The sequence below is a fragment of the Saccharopolyspora gregorii genome, from assembly GCF_024734405.1.
Taxonomy (GTDB): domain Bacteria; phylum Actinomycetota; class Actinomycetes; order Mycobacteriales; family Pseudonocardiaceae; genus Saccharopolyspora_C; species Saccharopolyspora_C gregorii.
The window spans coordinates 807,284-831,581 of record NZ_CP059556.1 but is presented as its reverse complement, the minus strand read 5'-3'; the positions used below and the strand labels follow the sequence as shown (position 1 = coordinate 831,581).

1 protein-coding gene (only partly in view) is annotated in these 24,298 nt (G+C 73.3%); it reads right to left on the bottom strand.

Translation table 11 applies throughout. The annotated features are described in order from the left end of the window. Positions 1 to 24,298: the beginning of a WXG100-like domain-containing protein gene (locus tag H1226_RS03670; RefSeq protein WP_258346236.1), read on the bottom strand. Its footprint begins 27,932 nt before the window's first position; 24,298 of the gene's 52,230 nt are visible here — the first part of the coding sequence; its start codon is at positions 24,296 to 24,298; the stop codon falls past the left edge of the window.

Genomic DNA, 24,298 nt, shown 5'->3' with positions numbered 1-24,298 from the left:
GCTCCGCTTCCAGGGCGGCGGTGAGCCGGGAGACGACCTCGTTGCTGCGCCGCGCGTTGGTGGCCGGGTTCTCGTCGACGCTGTGCGAGACGACGTGGATCTCGAACGGTTCGCGCTTCCCGGCGGCCACCTCCAGCAGTTCGGCGGCCAGGGTGCGGGCGGTGTCGCCGTGCAGCTCGCGGACGGCCTCCGGCGGGAGCGCGCCGTCGCCGGCGGACTCCAGCAGCGTCGACCAGCGGCTGACGGGCTCGGCGCGCGCGTCGTCGACCAGGGCGTCGAGGCCGGGCAGCCAGGCGTTGACGTCGTCCGCCGGCGGCAGCGACCCGAAGTCGCCGAACTCGCCCCAGTTCGTCCCGAACGGGTCGTCCTGGGCGAACTGCTCCCAGAACTGCTCGCCGAACGAGTCGGAGAAGCCGCCGTCGAACAGGTCGCCCTGCGGGGCCGGGGCGGGACGCGCCGTGCTCTGGCCCGGGTCGCCGGCCGCGTGCTGCTGGTAGTGGTCCCAGTCGATCTCGCCTTCGGCGTCCTCGTCGGAGCGGGAACCGTCCGAGACGTCGTCCATGTCGACGTCGGAGTCGGCGTCCCGGTCGGAGGCGAAGTCGGGGTCGGTCTCGCCGTCGGCGTCCTCGTCGCCGCGCGAGCCCTCGGACGCGTCGTCGGACATGTCGACGTCGGAGTCCTCGTCGCGGTTCGACGCGAACTCGGAGTCGAGCTCGCCCTCGGCGTCCCGCTCGGTCTCCAGCGCCGTCGCCAGGTCGGATTCGCCGGTGGCGTAGGAGTGGCCTTCCTCCAGCACGACCCAGCCGCGCGGGTCCGGCTCGAAGCGGACAGTGCCGTCCTGGCCGCGGACGACCTCGCGGACCGCGAGCAGCCTGCCGTCGGGCGTCAGCGCCACCTTCGAGGCCGCGTAGACGGTGTTGTCCACGACGAGGTCGCTGACCCAGTCGGACTCCAGGTCCTCGGCGAACGGGTCGGGGCCGTCGTGCGTCACGTCCGGGTCGGACTGCAGCACCCCGGAGATGCCCAGCACGATCGCGTTCTCGCCGCCGATGCCGCGTTCCTTCAGCGAGGACGCGAACCCGGTGCCGTCCACCGGTTCGCCGTCCCACAGCTGCACCATGTCCGGGTCGTCCGGGACGAGGGTGGCGAGCACCAGGTCGGTGTCCGGCAGGTTCGGCAGCCGCCGCGCCACCTCGATCGCGGAGGTGAGCGAGTTGCGCGGGTTCGGGAAGTACAGCCCGCCGCCGGGCAGCGTGATGCTCTGCGCGCGGTCGTAGCTGTCGTTCGACCCGTCCAGGGTCCAGGGCTCGGTGCGGGCGAACAGCTGGACGGCCTGCGCCTCGGACTCGGGGCTCAGCGGCAGCAGCTCCAGCAGTTCCTGCAGCTGCGCCAGGTCGGCCTTGCCGTGGTTGAGCAGCGCGGGCCTGGACATCAGCTCGTCGAGGCGGGCGTGGATCGTCGGGTCCTGCGCGGCGGCGACCATCGCGGCGGTGAGCTCGGCGCGCACCTGCCACTCGGCTTCGTCGAGGCTGCCCGCCCAGAACCGCATCTCCACGCGGTCGCTCGCCGAGCCCTCGATGTTGCGGAAGTTGACGGCGTCGTACTTCGCCTGCCGCTGCGCGCCCTGGTTGAGCGCGCGCAGGTCGCCGACCCCGGACACCGTGGCCGGGTCGACCGGCAGCGGGTTCGGGCCCACGTAGTCGAGGCTGCGGTCGCCGCTGCCGTCGGTGTGGTTGCCGAGGCGGAACAGCACCGATTCGAAGCCCTTGGTCAGCTGCGCCAGCCGCACGTACTGCTGCGGGGTGAGCTGCTCGGCGAAGCTCAGGTTGACGTGCCCGCCGGTGCCACGAGCGCTGCCGCCGTGATCCCGGACCATCCCGAGCACGTCGGCGAGCCCGGGCCAGACGGCCGCGTCGTCGCCGGGGCGCAGGATCGGCGAGATCAGCTCGACGCCGGCGGGGAAGGACGCCTCGTCGGCCATCGCCCAGCCGTGGGCGTCGTTGGCCCGCTTGACGATGTCGCCGCCCTGCTGGGGCAGCGGGAACCCGGCGCCGTCCTGCTGGGTGTGGCCGCCGTCCTTGAGGTCGGTGAACAGCTCGCGGACGGAGTTCTCGAACCCGGCTTCGGGGAGGCTGAACTCCACCTCGAAGCCGAGCTTGACGCCGGGCCGGCTGGTCACGCCGCCGGGAACGCCGCCCTCGTGGAAGACGATCGGGGCGCCGCCCTCCTCGGCGCGGGCCTTCGCCTCCTCGTGCAGCCGTTCCAGCCGCGCGGCGCGGTCGGCGCGGACCTCGCCCAGCAGGATGCGGGCGTCCAGGTCGAAGGCGCGCAGCTCGTCCGGGGTGGCGCGCGGCAGGTCGTCGCTGCGCAGCGCCTGCTGCCAGGTCGCGAGCCGCTCCCTGGCCTGGTCGAACCGCGCTTCGCCGACCGGGGCCGCGTCGAGGTTGCGCTGCAGCGAACCGAGGGTGCGCCGGGCCTGGTCCACCAGCGGCGCGATCTCGGCGGGCAGCGCCGGTGCCGGGTCGTCGCCCATGACGAGGCCGCGGTCGCCACCGGAGGGCTGTTCGGCGGCGTGGCCCGGCCCGTCCTGCGGCTGGTCGAGGCCCAGCTTGGCCTGCATCACCTGGATGGCTTCGCCGAGGTCCGCGCGGCCCGTCTGGTCCGGCGGGGTCATCGAGTCGCCGATGTAGTCGCCGTGCATGACCCAGCCCCGCGGGTCCGGCGCCACCAGCACCCGGCCGTCCGGGCCCTGCCTGAACACGCCCGCGACGAGCCTGCCGTCGGGCAGCCGCAGCACGTTCTCGGCGGTCAGCACCGCCTCGTCCTGGAAGTTCTCCGGCTCGAAGAGGTCCCGGAACCACGGTGCCTGGTCCACGCCCGAGATGGCCAGCACGATGCCGTGCCGGGCACCGAAGTGGCGCGAGGCGATCGTCTCGATCAGCTGCGGCCCGGAGAGGAACTGGCCGTTCCACAGCATCAGCCCCCGGCCGTGCGGATCGAGCTCGCCCAGCACCAGGTCGACGTCGGGATAGGGCTGCTGGTCCCGGGCGGCCCGGACCGCGGCCTCGACGGAGTGCCGCGGGGTCGGGAACATCAGCCCGCCGTCCGGGGCGCTGACGGTGACGATCCGCTGGTGGGCGTCGTTCGCGCCGGTGTGGCGCCAGGCGTCGTTGAGCGCGAACAGCTCGACGGCCTGCCGCTGCGACTCCGGGCTCATCGGCAGCAGTTCCAGGAACTCCACCAGGTCCGGCAGCGCGGCACCGGTGTCCCGGCCGACGAGCTTGGGGGTGTTCTGCAACGCGTCGAGCCGCGGCTGGATCGACGGGTCCTTCGCCGCCGCCAGCATCGCCGCGCTGAGCTCCACGTGCGCCTGCCACACGCTCGCCTTCGTGCTGCCCGACCAGAACCGGAACTCCACCCGGTCGGCCGGACCGCCCTCGACATGCTTGAAGTTAATCGCGTCGTAGCGGTCCCGGCTCAACGCCCGGACGTGCTCGGGGGTGGTGACCTTCGCCGGGTCCGCGGGGATCGGGTTCGGGCCGACCATGTGCATCGCGCGCTGTCCGCCGCCGGGGTAGTTGCCCAGGCGGTACAGCACGGCTTCGAAGCTCTTGGCCAGCTGCGCGAGCCGCACGTGCTCGCGGGGCGTCAGCGGCTCGTCGAAGCTCAGGTTGACGTGGCCGCCGGTGCTGTCGGCGTTGCCGTCGACCGCTTCGACGTCGCGCAGGATCGAATCGAGCTGGGCCCACATCTCCGGCTGCCGGTCTTGCCGCAGGATCGGCGAGACGAGCTCGGCGCCGTAGTCGTGGGCGGTCTCCTGCACCAGCGCCCACTTGCCGCGGGCGTGCAGGTCCCCGACGATCTCCGCCTTCGGGTCGGGCAGCACCTCCAGCACGTTGGACTCCAGCTCCTCGCTGTCGCTGGAGGACCAGCGCGACGAGTCGCTGTCGGAGTCCGGGCTCATCGGTTCCGGCCGCGCTTCGCGGGCGGGCTCCGCGACGACGGGATGCCACTCGGAGTGCCCCGCGTCCTGCAACCGGGCGCCGAGTCCGGTGACCTTCGCGGTGGCGCCGTCGTTGTCGGTGCCGAGGAACTTGAACTCGACTTCCAGCCCGACCTTGACCCCGGGCCGGGAGCTCGCGCCGCCCGGCACGCCGTCGCGGTGGAAGACCGGTTCGCGGGCGCCGTCGGCGCGGGCCTGCTCGGCGCCGCGGAAGATCTCGCCGATGTTCCGGACGCGCGCGTCGCGGACCTGCGCGGCCAGTTCGCGCGCGGAGCTCTCGAAAGCGCGCAGCGCCGAGTCGGACAGGGCGTTGAGCGATTCCAGCGAGTTCGTCCACCCGGTGACCTGCTGCCGCGCCTCGGGCATCGCCTCCGGCGGCAGCGCGTTCAGGTTCCGCCGGACGTCGGCGACCAGATCCACCAGCGGGTCGAGCCTGCCTCGGGCGTCGTCGAGCATCCGGACGCTGCGCTCGCCGTCCGGGGTGGTGCCGCCGGTGGCGTCCTGGTCGCCGGGGGTGTGGGCGCTGTCCGGGTCGCCGAGGCGGGAGACGTCCTGCGAGCCGAGCAGCCGCGTGCGGCCGCCCTCGAAGATCTCCGGCCTGCCGTGCGGGACGTACTGCTCGCCGACCTGGCCGGACAGCAGCGAGTGCAGCCCGGCGCCGACCGAGCCGTCGGCGTCGCCGAGGCGGCAGCTCAGCCACAGCAGGTTCGTGCTCGGTGTCCACTCCGGCCCGGGGCGGCCCGCGCTGAGCAGCAGCCTGCTCATCTGGTCCTGGTCCAGGCGGTGCAGTTCGCCGCTCTTGTCCCGGACGGTGAAGCGGCCGTCGCTGAAGTGCGGGGCCACCACGTAGTTGTCGCCGTCGGTGGGCACGCCGTAGAGCCGGGCCGCGTTCTCCCCCGCACCGGCCTCGAAGGCGTGCCGCATGATCTCGGCTTCCGCGTCGCTGCGCGGGAAGCCGACGCCGATCGCCTCGCCGTCCTTGCCCGCGGGCAGCGGTACGAAGTCCACGTCGGCGAAGGTGAGGTCCTTGCCGCGACCGGCCGCGGGGCCCTCGGCGCGGTCGCCGCCCATCTCCATGCCGGACTCGGCGTCGGAGTCCGCGTTCGGGTCGTAGCGGCCGTCGTTGTAGAGCACGTCGACGGCCGAGGTCATCTCGGACTCGCCGGTGGACCAGGATTCCCTGCCGCGGTGGTGCACCGTCCACCCGGCGGGGTCGGGCTGGAAGGTCAGCGTGCCGTCCGGACCGGGCACCATCCGGCCCGCGTGCAGGCCGCCGTCCGGCGTGCGGACCACACCGCTCTCGGTGGCCAGCACCGGGTGCGCGGACTCCTCGACCAGCGCGGCCAGCACCGGGGAGTGCCCGGCACCGGACGCGGCGAACACGACGGGCTGCTCCATGCCGATGCCGCGGCGGGTGGCGATGCCCTCCACGAAGGCTTCGGGAGTGGTGGTGCCGCCGCCCCACAGCGCGACGTGCGAGCCGTCCGGCGTCAGGTCGGCCACGACCAGGCCCGCCCCGTGCGGCAGCACGACGGCGCGGGCACCGGAGACGGCGTCCGGCGTCGGCGTGTGCGGGCCGGGGAAGTACATCCCGCCGCCGCCGAGGCTGATCGACTCGGAGCGGAGGACCGCGTCGTTGGTGCCGGTGTTGCGCCACGGCTCGGTCGCGGCGAACAGCTGCACCGCCTGCCGCTGCGATTCCTCGCTCATCGGCAGCATTTCCAGCAGGTTCAGCAGGTCCGGCAGCTCCGCGGACCCGCGGCCCAGCAGCTGCGGGTCGGCCATCAGCCGGTCCAGCCGCGGCTGGATCGACGGGTCCTGGGCGGCGGCCAGCATCGCGGCGCTCAGCTCGGTGCGGACCTGCCAGTACGCCGGGTCGGTGCTGCCGGACCAGAGGCGGAACTCCACGCGGTCCTGCGGCGTGTCCTCCACGTGCAGGAAGTTGATCGCATCCTCGCGGCCCCAGTTGAGCTCCTGGACGTCGGCGAAGGTGAGGCTCGCGCTCGGGCGAGCCGGCAGCGGGTTCGGGCCGACCTCGTGGGTCTCGCGGTGCGCGCCGCCGCCGGGGTGGTTGCCGAGCCGGTACAGCACCGCCTCGTGCGCCTTCATCAGCTGTGCGAGCCGGTGGTACTCGGCGGGCGTCATCGGCCGGTCGAAGCTCAGGTTCACGTGCCCGCCGGTGCGGCCGGCGTCGCCCTGCGCCTGGTTGACGGTGTCGAGCAGCCCACCGAGCTCGGTCCAGGCGGTGCTGCCCTGCTCGCCGGGGCGCAGGATCGGCGACACCAGTTCGACGGCCTGCTCGTCCGACGGTTCTTCGGCCAGCGCCCACTTGCCAACGCTGTTCGGGATTCCGGTCTCGCCCTTGTCCACCATGGACGGTGTGGCGAGCATGCCCTGGCGGTGCAGGGTGTCGCCGAGGGCGGCGACGCGGGCGTCGAAGTTCTCGCCGTGGAGCTGGAACTCGACCTCCAGCCCGACCCGCAGGTCCGGCCGCGCGGAGGCGCCGCCGCTGATGCCCTCCGGGTGGAACTGGACCGGCGAGACCCCGGACTGCGCGACCGCCTGCGCCTGCTGGAGCTGCTGGGCCAGGCCGCGGGCCCGCACGCCGCGGATGTTCTGCAGCAGCTGCTCGGCCTGGCCGACCCGCTCGCGCAGCCGGTTCAGGTCGACCTGGGAGACCGGCAGGGAGTCCAAGCCCTGCGCCCAGGCGGCGGCCCGCTCCCGCAGCTGCGGGAGCACCCCGTTCGGCAGCGCGTCCGGCGAGAGCACGGCGAGGTGGCGCTGCAGCTGCGGAACGGCGCCTTGCAGCCGCTCGGCCAGCTGGGCGCGCTCGTCGACGTGCGGCGCGCCGAGGTCCGGCATCACCACGTCGTCGTCGCCCATGACGAGGGCGCGCTCCCCGTCGCGCGCGGGGGCACCGTCCTCCCGCGCGGACGCGGTCGCACCGTCCGCCGCACCGTCCGGGCGCCGGGAGCCGTCCGCCGTGACCGAGGCGACGGCCGCGTCGAGGTCGGCGTGCCCGGTGGGCCGGGTGGTCCCGCCCTTCTCGTGCAGCACCCAGCCGTCGGCGGCCGGGCGGTGCCGCAGCGCGCCGTCCTGGCCGACGAACTGGTCCACGGCCCGCAGCCCGCCGTCCGGCCCCTGCACCACGGTCGCGTCGGTGGTGAGCACCGGGACGTCGATCCGGTTCACCAGCTGCGGCAGCCAGCCGCCCTTGCCGCCGCCCGCGGCGAGCGCGAACACCGAGGGGCCGCCACCGCCGAGCCGCCGGAGCCTGCTCTCGACGAGGTCGCCGAACTCCTTCGGCGGCAGGGCTCCGCCGTCCCACAGCTTCACCCCGGCGCCGCCCGGCGCCTGCTCGGCGACGACCAGGTCCGCGCCGTCGGGGACGGTGGTGCGCCGCGCGGTGGAGACGGCGTCGGCGATCGAGGTGCCGGGCGTCGGGAATCGGAGCCCGCCGTGGGGCGTGCCGATGGTCTGGGCACGCACCCGGACGTCGTTGGTGCCGGTGTCGTGCCACGGTTCGGTCGCGGCGAACAGCTGCACCGCCTGCTGCTGCGCTGCCTCGCTCATCGGCAGCAGTTCCAGCAGGTTCAGCAGGTCCGGCAGTTCCGCCGAGCCGCGGCCGAGCAGCTGCGGTTCCGCCATCAGCTCGTCCAGCCGGGCGTGGATCGACGGGTCCTTCGCCGCGGCCAGCATCGACAGGCTCAGCTCGGTGCGCACCTGCCAGAGCGCCGGATCGGTGCTGCCCGCCCAGAACCGGAACTCGACCCGGTCGCCGGGGCCGCCGTCCACGTTGCGGTAGCTGACCGCTTCCTCGCGCTCCTGGTTGAGGCGGCGGACGTCGGCGTAGCCGAGGTCGGCGCGCGGATCGATCGGCAGCGGGTTCGGCCCGACCTGGAAGGTGTTGCGCTGCCCCACGTCGCCGGGGTGGTTCCCGAGCCGGTACAGCGTGGACTCGAAGACCTTGGTGAGCTGCGCCAGCCGCACGTACTCGGACGGGGTGAGCACCTGGTCGCGGAAGCTGACGTTGATGTGCCCGCCGGTGCCCGCGCCGGCTTCGCCGTCGTGGTCCCGGACGGTCTCCAGCATGTCCTGCAGGTCCGCCCACGGCATGCCGTCCTCGCCGGTGCGGATGATCGGCGACACCAGCTCGACGCCGTGGTCCAGGTCGGGCTCCTCGACCATCGCCCACTTGTCCGCGGCGTGCGCTTCGAAGGTGTCGGTCTTGCCGCCCACGCGGGAGTCGTGCAGCACGCCCTGCTCCAGCAGCGAGGCGCCGAGCTCACCGGCCCTGCGGTCGGGGTCGGCACCGGGCAACCGCACCTCGACCTCGAAGCCGACCTGCGCGTCGGGGCGGGCGGACTGGCCGCCCTCGACGCCGAACAGGTGGAACTCGACGGGGGATCCGCCGTCGCGGGCGGTCGCGCGGGCCTGCTCGAACTGCTGGGTCAGGTGGGTGACGCGCTGGGTGCGGGCGTTGTGCAGCAGCGCGGACGCCTCGTCCAGCCGGGACCGCAGCTGGGCCGCGTCGGCGGCGGCGAAGGTGCCCCCGCGCGCGGCGTCGATCCACAGCTCGGCGCGTTCGCGCAGTCGCGGCGCCGCGTCGGCGGGCAGCGCGTCGAGGTGCCGCCGGACCTGTTCGACGGTGTCGTTCAGCGCGGAGGCCAGCTCGGCGCGCTCGCCCTGCGGCGGCGCGGCGACGTCGTCGCCGCCCATGACCACGCTGCGCCCGGGACGCGCCTGGAACAGGCCGTCATCCGAATCGGAATCCGAATCCTCGTCCCGACGAGACGCCCCACCCGCCTCGTCCTTCCGCGGCGGCGGCGCCTGGAACAGGCCGTCGTCCTCGGAGTCGGAGTCCTCGTCCCGGCGGGACGCGTCGGCGCCGTCGTCGCGCCGCTCCCACTGCACGTCGGGGAACGCGTCCTGGTCCCACTGCGTGGCCTGCTGCCGCTCGAACGCGTGGGCGGCCACGAAGTCCTGGCGGGAGAACAGCGCGTTCGGGTGCTCGTCCGCGAATTCGACCAGCGCGCGGAGCCTGTCCTGGCGGGGGCCCTCGGGGATGCCCATCTCGTCGGCCAGCCCCAGCAGCGCGTCCACCCCGGGGCGGGAGCCGAACGGTGCCCGTTCGGCGAGCCGGTCCACCGCCGTGACGAGGTCGGCCTCCCGCCGCCCCGGCCGGTCGAAGCCGTACAGGTCGCGCGCCCGTTCCGCGGCCTGCGCCGGGTCCGCCCAGTGGGACTCGGCCGAGGTGACCTCGCCGGACGCACCGTCGCGCGGCACCGCGGGGCGGATGAACTCGCCGAGCCGCTGCTGCCAGCCCGTCTGCGAGACCACGAACCGGTGGCGCACGGCCTCCGGAACCTGCACCTCGGAGATCGTTCCGCGGTCGAGGGCGCTCGCCGTGTTCGGCGAGTCCGGCCGCGCGGCGGGCGGCGGGCGGTTCCAGCTGGTCGTGGTGATCGAGCGCACCTGCTGCGCCAGCTCCGGCCGGTCGGCGATGAACCGCAGGGCGCTCGCCAGGACCAGCTCCGGGTCGCGGTGCCTGCTCAGCAGCGGGGTCAGCCGGGTGAGGCGCAGGTCGCCGTCGCGGTTGTTCAGGTTCCGCACCAGGGTCTGCACGGCGCGCTTGGCGAGGTCGACCGCGGCTTCCGGGCCGTCGAGCCGCGCGGGGCCGTCCGCCTGCGCCGTGGTGCTCGCGCCGTCGCGCATCCAGCTGCCCGCCGACTTCACGGCGACGGCTCCGATCCGGGGCAGGTCGTGCAGGCTGGCGTACCCGAGCTTCCCGGTGGCGCGCAGGAGCAGGTCCGGGCCGGTGCGCTTCATCACCGAGTTGCGGCGCACGTGGTGCATGTTCTCGCCGAAGGCTTGCGTGGTCAGCTCGCCGCCCAGGTCCGCGTTGAGCCTGGACTGCTCCTCGCCGAGCGCTTCCCGCATGGAGTCGAGCAGCACGTCGGCCACGGGGTGGTTCCGCGGCATCCCGTAGGCGGCGTTGTCGACCTTCTCGGTCTGGTCGGAGAGCCGGGCCCACGACTGCGGCGTGTCGAGCAGTTCCCGCTCGGCGCGCGGCAGGTCGTGCACGTGGTTGTCGCCGTCGCTGTAGAAACCACCCAGCGCGCGCAGGATCTCGATGCGGCCGATGTCGCTGCCGGTGGCCCAGCCTTCACCGGTGAGCCGCTGCGTGCCTTCCCGGAAGTACGGGTCGAGGACCATCGGGTTGTCCTCGTGGAAGAACTCGTTGATGTTGACCAGCTTGACGCCGTTGTCCCGCGCCCAGTCCAACATCTCGCGGGTGCCCGCGTGCGGATCCGGCGAACCGTCCGCCGGCGGCTCGCTCGCCCGCGCCGCGTCGAAGTCGGCGCGCGGAACATCCGTCCACAGCACCGAAGTCCCGTCGTAGCGCGCCGCCGCCGAACCGAAGTTCTCGAACACCTCGGCCGAACGCGTCGCCGCCTGCACCGGACTGCCCATCCAGATGCTGTGCAGCAGCTTCGGCAGCTCCAGCGTCGCCGGCAGCGGGTGGTCCGTGCGCGGCGCCCAGCCGTCCCGCGCTTCGGCGGACGGCCGCGAGGTGATCACCTGGTCCGGACGGCTCGCCAGGCCGTCCGACGTGAGCCTGCTCGTCGGCGCGTCGTGCGCCAGGTCCATCGCGTCGAACAGGGACGACAGCTTGTCGGCCTCCAGGTTCGGAATGTCCAAGCCCCGCAAGAACTCCGGGGTCGACTCCGGGCTCAGCAGGCCGAACAGGTCCTCGCCCAGCAGCGGCGCGGGCTCGTCGGCGGTCCCGGCGTGCTCCGCGCGCGCGTCGTTCAGCGCGGACACGATGCCGTCGACCGCGGCCGGGTCGTGCGCCGCGCTGCGCCCGCCGGGGCCCTGCGCGGTGACGTGCTCGTCGACGCCGGTGCGCGGCGGCCCCTCCTCGCCCATCGCCAGGCCGCGGCCCGGGGTGGTGCCCGCGTCGTCGTGGGTCGGCAGGTGCGCGTCGTCCGCGTCCCCGAGACGGGTGATCTGCGCGCTGCCGCGCAGGTTGATGCCGCCGCTCTCCAGCAGCTCCGGTTTGCCGCTGGGCGCGTACTGCTCCCCGACCTCGCCGGACAGCAGCGAGTGCAGCCCCTGGCCGACGCCGGAGTGCTCCGGTGAGCCGAGGTTGCAGCTCAGCCACAGCAGGTTCGTACTCTGCGTCCATTGTGGACCGGGACGGCCGGCGCTGAGCAGCAGCTTGCTCATCTGCTCGTGGTCGAGGCGGTGCAGCACGCCCTCGCGGTCCCGGACCGTGAAGCGGCCGTCCTTGAAGTGCGGCACCACGAAGTAGTTCTTGCCGTCGGCGGGCGTGCCGTACAGCTGCGCCGCCCGGCCCCCGGCACCCGCTTCGAAGGCGCCGCGCATGGTCTCGGCTTCGGCGTCGGAGCGCGGGAAGCCGACGCCGATCACCTCGCCGTCCTTGCCCCCGAGCAGCGGCACGAAGTCCACGTCGGCGAAGGTGAGGTCCTTGCCGGTCCCCCGCGGCAGCGCCTCGTCCAGCGGGTGCCCGCCCATCTCCACCGCGTCCGGACTCGGGTGGCCCGGGTTCTCGATGCGGGTGGGCAGCCCGACTTCGCCGTAGCGGACGTACGGGTCGTCGTGGTCGACGTTGAGCAGCTCGTGGACGTGGTCGGGCAGCTCGTGGTTGTTGGGCCGCCCGAAGTCGTGGCGGGCGAAGGTGATGCCCTCGATCATCGGCCCGAAGGTCGGGTGCTCGGCCAGGAAGGTGATCGCCGAGTTCCAGATCAGGTCCGGGTCGGGGTGGGTCTCGACCACGTCGCCGACCTCGGTGATCAGCAGCTCGCCGGGCCGGTTGTGCAGCCCGCGCACCAGGGTCTGGACGACGTTCTCGGTGAACCGCTGGGTCGACGCCGCGTCCCACACCCGCGGGTGCGGCGGGGGCGCCGGGTACATCCAGGTGCCGGTGCTCTGCACCATGACGTTCTTGAGCCCGGGCAGGTCCAGTACGTCCCGATGCCCGAGGGACGCGGCGAACTCCTCCAGGTTGCCGGGGCCGGTGCGCTCCCAGATCGAGTTGCGCCGCATCGCGACCCGCGAGTCGTCGAAGGCCTCCGGGTCGGCGTTGCGCAGCCTGCCGTCCACCACGTCGGCGTACGGCTTCTCGTACTTGCCGATCATGGTGTCGAGGTAGGCGCGCATTGCCGGGTGGTGGCGCGCGGCCGCGACCGCCGAGTTGCTGAAGATCTCGCGCTCGGTGTCGACGTGGAGCGCGTAGCCTTCCCGGCCGTCGAGGACCACGTCGAACAGGCTGCTCACGTCGGCCAGCGCGTTGTCGCCGTCCAGGTAGGCGCCGCCGAACTCGTGCACCAGCGCCGGGCGCAGGATGTCGCTCGCGCCCGCGCTGCCCGCCGGGGTCATCTTGGCCCGCTCGTTCGCGGTGAACTCGTGGCCGAGCAGCGGGTTCTCCGCGTTGGACACCTCGTCCAGGTTGAGCAACCGGACGTTGTGCTGCCGCGCCCAGCCGAGCATGTCGCGGACCGGCGCCAGCGGGTGGTCCCGGCGCATCGGGCCGGTGTGCGCGGCGGCCTGCTCGAACTGGGAGCGCGGCACGTCCGTCCACAGCACCGTCTCCAGCTGACCGGTGTGCTCCCGGGCGAAGTTCCCGATGTTCTCCCGGTGGAAGCCGTGCCGCCCCTCGCCGGAGAGCGGGCCGCCCAGCCAGACGTGGTGCATCAGCCGCGGCATCTCCAGCGTCTCCGGCAGCGGCACCGGAGGTTGCGGCGCCCACCGGGCCCGCTGCATCGGCGACCGGTGCGAGCTGACCACCGAGCGCGGGTCGGCGATCAGCGCGTCGGGCGCCATCTCGGCGTGCGTCGGCCTGCCCTGCGGGCGCGCCATGTCGAGCGACCGGAACATGCTGATGATGCGGTCCGCGGGCAGGTTGGAGTAGTCGTGCCCGGCGAGGAAGTCGGGAGCCGGTTGGGGAGCGCGCCGCCCGAACACGTCCGGCCCGAGCAGCTCGGTGCGCGGTTCCGGCTCGCGGCCGCTCCGGGAGTGCTGGGCGGCGGACTCGTTGAGCGCGTCGACCATCGCGCGGTGCGGGGCGACCGGGTCGCCGCCCATCTGCAACCGGCGCTCGGGCGCCTGCCGGGAGGAGTCGGGCGCCGGCTCGGTGGCGGGCGCCGCGTCGGAGTCGGTGGAGCGGCCGGGGGGCAGCGAGTCCAGTTCGACCTCGCCGAGCGGGCCGACCTCGTCCAGCGTGCCGAGGGCGCGCGCGGCGTCGTGCGCGGCGATGTCGCGGTCCAAGACGCCCATCATCCGGCGCCACTGCTGCGCGTCCGGGTCGTTCGCGAAGTCGAAGCTGTCCTGGGTGCCGCTGCGGTCGCGACCGCGGCGGTTCGACTCCTCGCCGTCGCGGGTCGTGCCGTCGGTGCTGCGGTTCGAGTCCTCGGTGCGGTTCGACTCCTCGCCGCGGTTCGACTCCTCGCCCGGGTTCGCATCGTCGCCGCGGTTCGCGCCGCCCCCGCGCCGGCCGGAGTTCTCCCCCGGCGGCGTCGTGGTGTCCGCGGGCGGTCCGGACAGGTCGTCACCGCCGCGCGTGCGGTTCGGCGCCAGGTCGCTGAGCTCGATCTCCTCCGGGATGCGCGGCAGCGCGGGCCCGTGCGGGCGCGAGGAGCTCGGCAGCCCGTAGTTGATGACCTCTTCCCAGCCGCTGAGCAGGTCGTCCGCGACCGAGGCGCGGCGGATCGGGGGCAGCCGGTACTTCGCCGCGGAGTCGGCGGCCAGCTCGGCGCGGTCCTGCACGGCCTGCCGCGCGCTGCGGCGGGCGTCCTCGCGGGTGCGCGCGTCGCGCTCGTGCTCGGCCTGGGTCAGCTGGTCCCAGGTGCGCTTGGCCTTCGAGTACTGGGACCGGGCGTGGGACTCGGCCTCCTGCGCCTTGGCCAGCTCGTCGGACCCCTCGGACCGGCTCGGGCCCGCGACGCCGTCGGCTTCTTCCCGCGCGCCCTTGAGCGCCTTGTCCGCCTTCGACCACTCCTCGCCCTTGGTGGCGAGGTCTTTGGTGGCCTGGATCAGGTCCGGGGAGATCGCGTGCCCGGTGCGCGCGGTCGCGTCGTCGTCCCACAGCCGGGAGACGAAGGCGTCGCGGAAGCCGACGGTGCGGCCGCCGACCTTCGGTTCGCCGAAGGTGAGCGGCCCGGGGTTCTCGCGGGCGACGACGTGGAATTCCAGGCCGCTCAGCAGCGCCCTGGTGACGGTCTCCTCGTTGTGGATGATCTTGTCGGAGATCGGCATCCGCGCCGCGTCCTCCGAGTGCAGCTCCCCGCTCTGCAGCAGCTTGGCGGGATCGCGGGAGGACAGCGCCACCAGGTCGCGCGCCGCGTAGCCGGAGTTCTGGCCGAACGCGTAGGGGCTCTTGTCCGCGGGCTGCGTGTTGCCGCCCCAGCCCCACGGCTCGGTGGTGCGCAGTTCCGTGGTGTGCCCGGACTCGACCTCGGAGGTCCGCTCGTCCTTGGGCTTGGTCTTGCCCTCGAACTTCACCGAGCCGCTGGTGCTGGCGAACTTCGGGGTCTCCGGGACGCGGGCGTGGAACTCCAGCGTCCGGTTCAGGTCCGGCATGGGCACCGTGAAGGTGCCGTCGAGCTGGTCGGGCAGCCGCGAGCGCAGCTGCGCCACGGTGATCGCGATCGACAGCGCGCTGTCGACGTCCCGCGGCACCTTGACCCCGGAGTCGGTCAGCGCGCCGCGCCCCGCCTGCACGAGCTCGTCGATGTCGCCGAAGAAGTGCTCGCCCCAGTGCGCGTCGGCGGTGGGGAGGGTGAACTTGCCCTCGCCGCGCCAGGCGTTCAGCGCGTCCGGGGTCATCTGGTCGGCGGTGAGCTTGCCGCGGTGGGTGGTCTGCCCGTAGCGGGTGCCGTCCGGCGGCGGCAGCGCCTCCTCGGCCAGCTTGGTCACCGTGACCGGCCGGTCCACCGAGATCGCGTGCGTGGCCGGACCGTTGCCGTGCGCGACCTGGAGGTTCAGCCGCAGCCGGCCGCCGTGCTCGGCGACCGGACCGCTGGTCTCCGCCGACCGCTCGTGCCCGACCTCGTCCTTGTTCGTGAGCTGCTGGGTCCGGTTGCCCCAGCGCGCCTGCGGGGTGACGCCGACGCCGGCCGCGCCGAGCCCGGTGTGCTCGGTCTGCCTGGCCTGCGGGTCGGTCGGCGGGATCTCGGTGCCGCGCACGCCGAGCCGACCGGCGAACATCGTGGTCAGCAGCGTCCGGCCGCTGGTGCGGACCTTCTCCAGGGCGGTGCTGGCGAGGTTGGTGACCTTGAGCTTCTCGACGTGCCGGATCGAACCCGGACCGTGGTCGGGCAGGAAGTCGGCTTCCAGGTTGAACCGGTAGGTGTTGCCCTTGAACCGGCGCTCGTAGCGCAGCGTGGTCCGCTCCCCGCCGTTGAGCGCCTGCTCCACCGAGTTGTTGATGTCGGTGAGCAGCGCCTGCAGCGAAGCGTGGTTGTTGCGCGGGTTGCCCGCGGCGGTGCTCGGCAGCAGCGCCTCGGCGACGTCCTCGCCGAGCTTGCTGCTCAAGCTCTCCCGGATCTCGCCGATCTGGTTCGCCAGGTCGACCGGGTCGATGATGCCGCCGAGGCCGAAGGACGGCCGCACCGCGCGGGTCGGGTCCAGAGTAGGTGGCAGCGGCAGCGAGGCGTCCGCGGTGCTGCGGCCCCCGGCTGAGGCCGCGGTCGACTCGGAGGCCGTGTCGCCGGTGGGCGGCTCGCCGGTCGCCGGGTCGCTCGTCGCCGGGTCGCCGGTGGTCCGGGCGCCGGTCGCCGGGTCGGTGTCCGGCGTCGTCGACGACGACTGCTCGGTGCCGCCGCGCTCCCCGCCGAGACCGGGGCTGAGCTCGTCCAGCTGTTCCTTGGTCAGCCACACCAGCTGCGACTCCGGCAGTTCCACGTACTGCCCGCGGCGCCGCGGATCCGGCCGGGAGAACAGCTCCAGCTGGTCGAAGTTCCCCTTGTAGGTGGCCTCGGCGACCATCCCGGCGTGCACCTTGACCCGCGCCAGGTACACCTTCTCCGGCGCGGTCTCGACGGTGAGCGTCTGCCCGCTCTCCAGCGAGCGCGAGTTCTCCGCGCCGCGCGAGTGGCTGAAGGGCTGCAGGTTGATGACGCCGACGCCGAGCCCGTCCACGTCGTGCGTGCCCGTCTTGACGCCCTGCCCGAGCGGCCCGGTGAACACCGCGCCCACGTAGCCGCCGTGGTTGACGTTCCACCCCGTGGTGCGCCCGGCGCCCGCCTTGCCGGTGAGCTCCCGGGTGGCCTGCTCGTACTCGCTGCGGGTGACGGGGCTGCTGCTGTCGAGCACCGGCTTGAACGAGGTGCCCATCTCGATGGACAGGTCGCGGCGCGCCCGCGAGTACGAGATCGACGTGGTGCGCGGCCTGCTGAACAGCCGCGGGTCGCCCTCGATGCGGTCCGCCCCGAGCATGTGCGAGATCGGGCTGGTGATCTCCGGGACCGGGAACCGGACGATCGGGTCGTTGCGGGTGACCTGGTTGAGCAGGTCGGCCGCCATCTGGCGCAGGATCTTCCCGCCGGTGAACCCGACCAGCTGGGCGCCGTCGAGCTTGCGGCTGCCGCCCGGGGGCAGCTGGTGCGGCGCGGGCGGGTCGGCGATCTGCTCGACCCGGGCGTCCGGCGTGCCCTCCTCGAAGTGCGTCATCGCCAGCGGGTCCTCTTCGCTGACGAGGCTCTCCGGCACCACGAAGCGGGCGTCGACGCGCTTCGTGATCGGCTCGGCGACGTGCGGGTTGGGCTTCTGCCGCGAGCGCTCCTGCGAGCTCAGGTCGACCGGGAAGTCGCTGGTGAGCTCCTGGAACACCGGCACGTGCCTGCCGGGGCGCTGCGGGCGGATGCGGCGCATCCCCTCGCTGGGGCGCTTGTAGGAGATGACCTCGGCCTTGAAGTCGAGGTCCGCGCGGAACGAGCGCAGGGCGTGGTCGGTGAGCTTGCCGTCCGGGGCGATGCTGCCGCCGCGCTTGCGCTCGACCGCGGTCTCGCGGGTGAACTCGAAGCCCCGCTTGCGGGTGCGGTTGCCCTCGGCGCGGTAGCCGCCGTTGAGGACGTAGGAACCGATGCCCAGCGACGAGTACAGCCGGGCCTGGACGCCGCCGACGAGGCCGCTCTTGCGGAACCGGCTGCTCTTCACCGTGGTCTCGTCGGTGACCTTCCGGCCGGTGTTGAGCGCGCTCTTGGACGCGCCGTCCTCGGCCCCGTCCTTGGTGCCCTTGCCGTCCTTCGCGGCGCTGCCGGACTCCTCGCCGGACCGGCCGCCGCTGCCCTCCGGGGTGGCGTCGCCGTCCAGCCGCGCTGAGCCGTCCCCGAAGGACTCGCCGCCGGAGCGGACCGGTTCGCCGTCGCGGATGTTGCTGGTCTCCATCGACAGCCGCACGACGGACACGTAGTCGGTCAGCAGTGATTCCCGCTTCAGCGGCAGGTGCAGCGCCCCGTCGACCATGTGCGGGACGAGCTGCTTGACGACCTCCTCATCGGCGAGGAGGTCGGCGAGGCTGCGCCCCCGCTTGAGCACGTCGGCGATCTTCGCGGACAGGCCCTTCGCGAACGCCTGGTCGTCGAACTGCCGGATGAACATGTTCTGGTCCAGCCGGACCTTCCCGCGCAGCGGGATGTCCCGCAGCAGGTCCGCCAGCCCGTTGTACAGGTCCCGCCCGACGGGCAGGTCGGTGAGCCTGCCGATGAAGGCGTGGCCGTTCTCGACCGACTCCGGCAGGAAGTGGGTGCGCTCGGTGCCGGAGCGGAAGTTCTCCGGGCGGTGCGCGTCGGCCAGCGGGGTGCCCTCGAACAGCCCGGCCTCCGCCGCCTTGCCGCGGTCCCCGAGCATGTCGGCGGCGACGATGCCGTCCAGCGTGACCGGGTCCCCGCCGAGCTTGCGGACCTGGATCTTGTAGCCGAGCTGGTACCGCGCGGTCTCACCGGTCGTGTCGGTGGTGTGGGTGACCTCGGTGGAGCGGTTGATGCTCTGCTCGTTGGCGCGGCCGATGTTGAAACCGACGTTCGGGCCCGCCACGACCCGGAACGGGCCGGCGACGACACCGGGGCCACCGATGGCGTTCAGCCCGCCGGAGCGGTCCGTCTTGCGGACGTCCTTGCTGGCGAACTTGGCGGTCTGCGAATCCGAGTGCTTCACGTCCGCGTGCTCGTGGCCGACCTTGATCCAGGACGCCACCGCCCGCATCTCGATCTTCGTGCCGGGGTGCGAGCGGAACAGCGAGAGGTTGCGGCCCTTGTAGATCTCGCCGGACTGCACCCAGCCCGCCTCGGGGTGCGCGCCCTCAAAGACCGTCATCTCCGGCAGCCGCTCGGCGATGCTGTCCTTGTGCAGGAACTCCTGCAGCGCGGGACGGCCGTGCGCGTCGACCGCGCTCTCCTGCCGGAACCGCTTGCCGAGGATCTGCTGCACCTGGTGGAAGAGCGAGCCGGCGACCGGCCCGGTGTGCAGGGTGACGCCGATCGGCGCCGAGTCCCGGACGGCGCGGCTGCCCGCCTCGCCGAGCGGCCCCAGCTCGTGCACGCCCTGCTCGGCGAGCTTCAGCTGGCGGCGCTGGTTCAGCGGCTGGTGGTAGCTGTCCAGGTGCGAGTGGACGTCGGCGAGCACGTTGCCGATGGACCGGCCGTTGGAGAGCCCGATCGGCACCCGCAGCGCCACGTCCGCCGTCTCCGAGGTGGTGTGCTGCTCCAGCCTGTGGTTCGCGATGGGGCCGGTGACGTCGCGCTCCACGCCGGACGGGGTGACGACGCGGTCCTTGCTGTCGCGCAGCGAGAACTCGAACTTCATCGGGACGTCGACGTCGTGCAGTTCCTTGATCGCGTACTTGTGCTCGCTGCCGTGCTTCTGGCTCTGCTCCGACAGGTGCGTCTCGGAGAAGCCGCCGGGCAGCGTCGGGTTCACGTACACGTAGAGGCCGGGCACCGAGGTCGTCGCCAGCTGCGGGGAGAACGACTTGTCCCGCGCCTCGGCGCTGGTGTGCGAGGTCGACTTCTCGGTCTTCGCGCTCGCCTTGATGGACTCCTCGGAGGGCTTCACCGACTTCATCTCGTCGAACTGCGGGACGGCCCGGACCAGCAGCTCGTAGAACTTGCCGCCCTTGCGGACGGTGAAGGTGTCGCCGGTGCCGACCAGGCTGTGCACCGCGTTGTCGATGCGGCGCTGGACGACGCCGGTGTCCTCCCACTTGCCCTTCCCGCCGGGGACCAGGCTGTTGAGGTGGGCGACGACGTCCGGGCCGGTGAACTCCAGCGTGCGGGTGTCCTCCGGCAGGTTCGCGCGGCGGGTGGCGCCGATCTGCTCGATCGGGCCGAGCGACTGGCCGCTGCGCACGTAGTCCGGCAGGGCCTCCCGGATCTCCCGGACCGGCTTCGGGGTCTTCTTGGCCTCCTCCTCGGCGTCCTTCGCGGCCTCGTCGGAGTCCTTCTTCTTCCCGCCGTCCTCGGCATCCTTGGCGCCGTCCGAGTCCTCACCGCGGTCGGACCCGCGGGCGTCGTTGGAGTCGTCCGAGCGCCTGCCGTCGGAGTTCGCGTCGTCGGTGCCGCGCGTGCCGTCCTCGGCGTCCTTCGCGCCCTCCGGGGTGGAGGTGCCGGTGTCCTCGGCGCCGTCACCGCGCCGGGGACCGTCCACAGGGGACATCGGCGGGGTGTCGGAGTCGGGGCGGCCGACCCGGGTTGCCAGCTCGGACCCCGCCAGCGAGTCCTTCTCGTGCACGTAGCGCTGGACGAACTCGTCCGCGCGGCCGTGCTCCCCCTTCGCGATGCGCGCCGCGATCGCTTCCCACAGGACCGTCGGCACCTTGCCGGGGATCTCGCCCGCTCGGCTGAGCAGCACGGCCGCGGTGTCCAGCAGTTCGCGGGTGCGGCCCGCGGCGAGCTTGCTGTAGGAGCGGGCGGCGGATTCGAGGTCCTCGGACAGCGGGACGTCCCGGGCGAACGAGGTGCCCGCCGCGGTGTCCTGCTGGGTCGTCGTGGTGCGCTGCGCGACGGGCTCGCCGCCCATCACCAGCGACCGGCCGCCCTGCGGGCCCAGTCCCACCACGACCTCGTCCGGGTTCGGGATGCGCAGCGGGGTCTCGCCCTGCTGGGCGGGGCCGTTCAGCCTGCCGCCCTGCGGGGCGCGCGGCGCGTCCGGCGTCGGCGCGGGCACCAGGTCGGGATCGGTGAGCAGCGCGGCGAACACCGGGGGCAGCGGCGGGTCCTGCCTGCCGCCCTCGCGGGCGTGCGCGGAGGTGGTGGAGCCGCCCCGCGACGTGCTGGGAGCGGTGCGCGGGTCGGGCGCGGTGACGTTGAGGCCGCGTTCCCCGTCCTGGGTCCGGGTCCCGTCCTGGGTCCGGGTTCCCTCCTGGGTCCGGTTCGGGGTGCTGCTCTCGGTGGCCGGGCCGCGGGAGTCGGTACCGCGGTTGCCGGTCTGGTCGCCACCGCGCGCCTGGCCCGGGTCGGGCTGCGAGGTGACGTTCGGGCGCCCGGCGGGCTGCTGCCCGGGCTGGTTCGGGGTGGTCTGCCCGGGGGTCGCCTGATTCGGGCTGGTCTGGTTCTGCGTGCTCTGGTTGGTGCCCTGGTTCGGGGTCGACTGGTTGGGCGTCGACTGGTTCGGGCTGGTCTGGTTCGGCGTCGTCGGCGTCGTCTGGTGCGGTGCCGTGTACGCTGCCGGTCCGGTGCGCTCCGCGTCGGGAGCGGACTGCTCGTCCTCCGCGCGAGTCGGCTGCTCGTCCGCATCACGGGCCGGCTGCTCGGCGTCCGCACGAGTCGACTGCCCGTCCGCGCCACGGGTCGGCTGCTCGTCCTCCGCGCGAGTCGACTGCCCGTCCGCATCACGGGCCGACTGCTCGGCGTCCGCACGAGTCGACTGCCCGTCCGCGCCACGGGTCGGCTGCTCGTCCTCCGCGCGAGTCGACTGCCCGTCCGCATCACGGGCCGACTGCTCGGCGTCCTCGGTGCGGCTGGACTGCTCGGTGAAGCCGTCGGAGCGGGTGGCGCCGGTCTCCGGCTCGGCGGTGGTGTCCGGGCGGCCCTCGGATTCGGTGCGGGGCGCGGACTCGGACCGCGGCCCGGTGGCCGGGTCCACTTCCGGGGTGGCGGTGGTCTCGGGCCGCTGCTCGGCCGTCTGGTTCGCGGCGGCGGAGTCCGGTTCGCCGCTGGTGCGCGCGGGGGGCGCGGCGCCGTCCTGCCTGCCCCCGGCGGGCGTGCCGGACTGCGGAGCCCGCGCCTCGCCACCCGCCTGCGGGGTGGTGGCCGCACCGCGCCCGGGCTGGTTGCTCGCCTGGTTCCCGGACTGGGTCGCCTGGTTCCCGGGCTGGCCGCCCGCCTGGTGCTGGCCCTGCACCGGCACCGGCGCGGCGGAGTCCTCGCTCCGGTCGCGGCCCGATTCCGCTTCGTCGGCGCGGGAATCGGGGGTGCGCTCGGATTCCGCCGGCCGGTCCGATTCGGTGAGCTCGGCCGAGTCGTCGCGGGACTGCCCGGGCTCGGTGGTCGACTCGTCGTCCCGGGAGTTCTGCTCCTCGCGGGAGTTCGGCTCGTCCCGGGAGACCTGCGATTCCTCGCCCGAGGACCGGGACTCGTCCCGCGAAAGCTGCGACTCGTCCCGCGAGACCTGGGAATCGTCCCGCGAAGCCCGCGACTCGTCCCGCGAACTCTGTGCATCGTCACGCAACGACTGCGAGTCGTCGCGCGAGTTCGGCACGTCGTCGCGGAACCCGGTGTCGATCCGGTCCCCACCCGCGGCGTCCTGCCGGGTGCCGGAACCCTCGATCTCGTTCGACGAGCCGTCGGTGCTGTTCGACGGGGTCGTACCGTCCGATCCGGTGCCCGTCGAACCGCTCTGGTTCGTGGCCGAGGTCTGGTTCGGGCCGCCCTGCGTCCCGGTGCGGTCACCGCCCTGGGTGCTCTGCGCCTGCCCGGGCCCGGTGGCCGCGGTCGACGGGTTGGTCGACGAGGTCTGCCCACCTGTGGTGCTGGTCTGCCCGCCCGTGGTGGTGGTGCTCGACCCGCCGGTGCTGGTCGTGTTCGGGCCGGTGGCCGTCGTGCTCGGACCCGTGGACGTCGAGGTCGCTCCGGTAGCGGTCGAATTCGGTCCGGTCGCGGTGGTGTTCGGTCCGGTCGCCGTCGAGTTCGGCCCGGTCGCCGTCGTGCCCGGCCCGGTTGCGGTGGTGCCCGGCCCCGTCGCCGTCGTGCCCGGCCCGGTCGCGGTCGTGCCCGGCCCCGTCGCCGTCGTGCCCGGCCCGGTCGCGGTGGTGCCCGGCCCCGTCGCCGTCGTACTCGGCCCCGTGGTGGTCGTGCCGGGGCCGGTGGCGGTGGTTCCGGGACCGGTCGCCGTCGTGTTCGGGCCGCCGGTGGAGACCGTGTTCGGGCCGCTCGTGGCCGAGGACGTCGTGCTGGAGCTCGGCGCGGACGAAGTGGTGGAACCCGAGGTGCTCGTGCCCGCCGTCGAGTTCGCCGCGCCGCCGACCTGCCCGCCGGAGGTGCTCTGCGACTGCCCGAACCCGCCCTGCGCAACGCCCTGCGCCTGGCCGGACGACGAGGAGTCGCTGGAGTGCGAGGTCGACTGCGACCCGGTCGAATCGGAGCCGCCGGTCGAGGAGATCTGCCCGGAGCCGCTGCTGTGCGAGGGCGAGGTCCCGGAGCTCTCCGCGGTCGTGCCGCCGTCGGCCGAGCCGATCCCGTTCGACTCGGTGGCCACCGGCGCGGAGTTCGAGAACACCGAGCCGAGGTTCGTGCCGCCGTGGCTCACGTTCCGCGAGGAGGAGTCCTGCTGCCCCGCGCCGTCCCGGTTCGAGTCCACCAGGCTGTCGCGCGAGCCCGCGGAGTCCGGCTGGCCGCTCCCGGAGTGGGACGTCGACCGGTCGCCCGACGACGTGGACTGCCCGCTCGAATCGGCCTGCCCGCTGGAGTTCGACTGCCCGCTGGAGTTCGACTGGCCGCTGGAATCCGACTGCCCGCTGGAATCCTGGCCGCCCTGCCCGGCCCCCGCGGCCCCCTCGCCGGTGGCCTCCGCGTACGACGGCAGGCCCTCGGCGGCGTGCTCGTAGCTCGGCGGCCCGTCGCTGGAGGTGTCCGGTGACGTCGCGCCGTCCTTCGCGCCGCCGGTGCCCTTCTTGTCGCCCGTGGCGTCGCCGCCGCCGGACTTCTCGCCGCCGATCTCGCCCGGGCCGGGGATCTTCAGGTCGCCCGGCCCCTTGACCTCGCTGATCGTGGGAGTGCCGCCGCCCGCCTTGCCGCCGCCACCGGACTTGCCGCCGAGGCCGCCCCTGGCGAAGGCGCCGAACATGCCGTCCGAGGCCACGCCGTGCTTGTCGTCGGTGGCGATGTAGACCAGCGGGTTGCTCGCCGCGACCGAGACGATCTGCAGCGCACCGTCGGCGAAGCGCCCGAACGCGACCTGGCCCCGGGTGAACTTCTTCTCCGGGATCTGCTCCTTGGGGCCCCGCAGCTTGTTCGCGTTCGTGATGTTCTTGTTGATGTTGACCATCACGTCGTCGAGGTTCTTCGCCACACCTCGGACCGCACCGGCGGCGAACCCGGAAGCCGCACCACCGATCGCACCACCGATGACCATGCCCTTGATCGACTCGGTGTTGATGTTGTCGCGGTAACCGGCCGCCTTCTGCGCGCCCTGGATGCCCGCGTCCAGACCGCCCATCACGCCCGCGCCGAACGCCGCACCGCCCGCCGGGTACTTGCCCAGCTGCCACGCCTGCGAACCCGCCGCCTTCGCCCCGGCCTGCCAGCCGCCCGCCTTGATGGCCTGCGGGATGCGGCCGAGCTGCTTGACGATGTTCTGCGCGATCTGCTTGATCAGTTCGCGCAGCAGCGCGGTGATGCCCACCCGTGCGGCGGCGAGCACTGCGGGCACCATGAAGGCGCCGAACAGCGAGGCGATCAGCGAGATCACCGTCGCCAGCGTCATCGCGGTCATCGCGATGAACATGATCTTGTTCTTCTGGATGTCCGCGGCCGCGTCCTTGGCCTTGCTGGCCAGGTCGCGCGCGACGGCGGACTGCTCGCGCAGGTACCCGGGCAGATCGCCCTTCACGTACCGGACGGTCTCGTCGGAGGTGTCGCCGTCCAGGGCGTCGTCGATGTCCCCGCCGGCCGACTCCATCTTGGCGGCCATCTCGTCGGTGCGGTCGGCGTAGCGCTCCAACGCGTCGTGCATCGCGTTGAGGCCGCCTTCACTGCCCTCGGGCCACTCCATGCCGAGGGTGATCTTGAAGAACTTCTGGAGTTTGGGAGGCAGCTCGGTGGTCTCGTACTTGCTCAC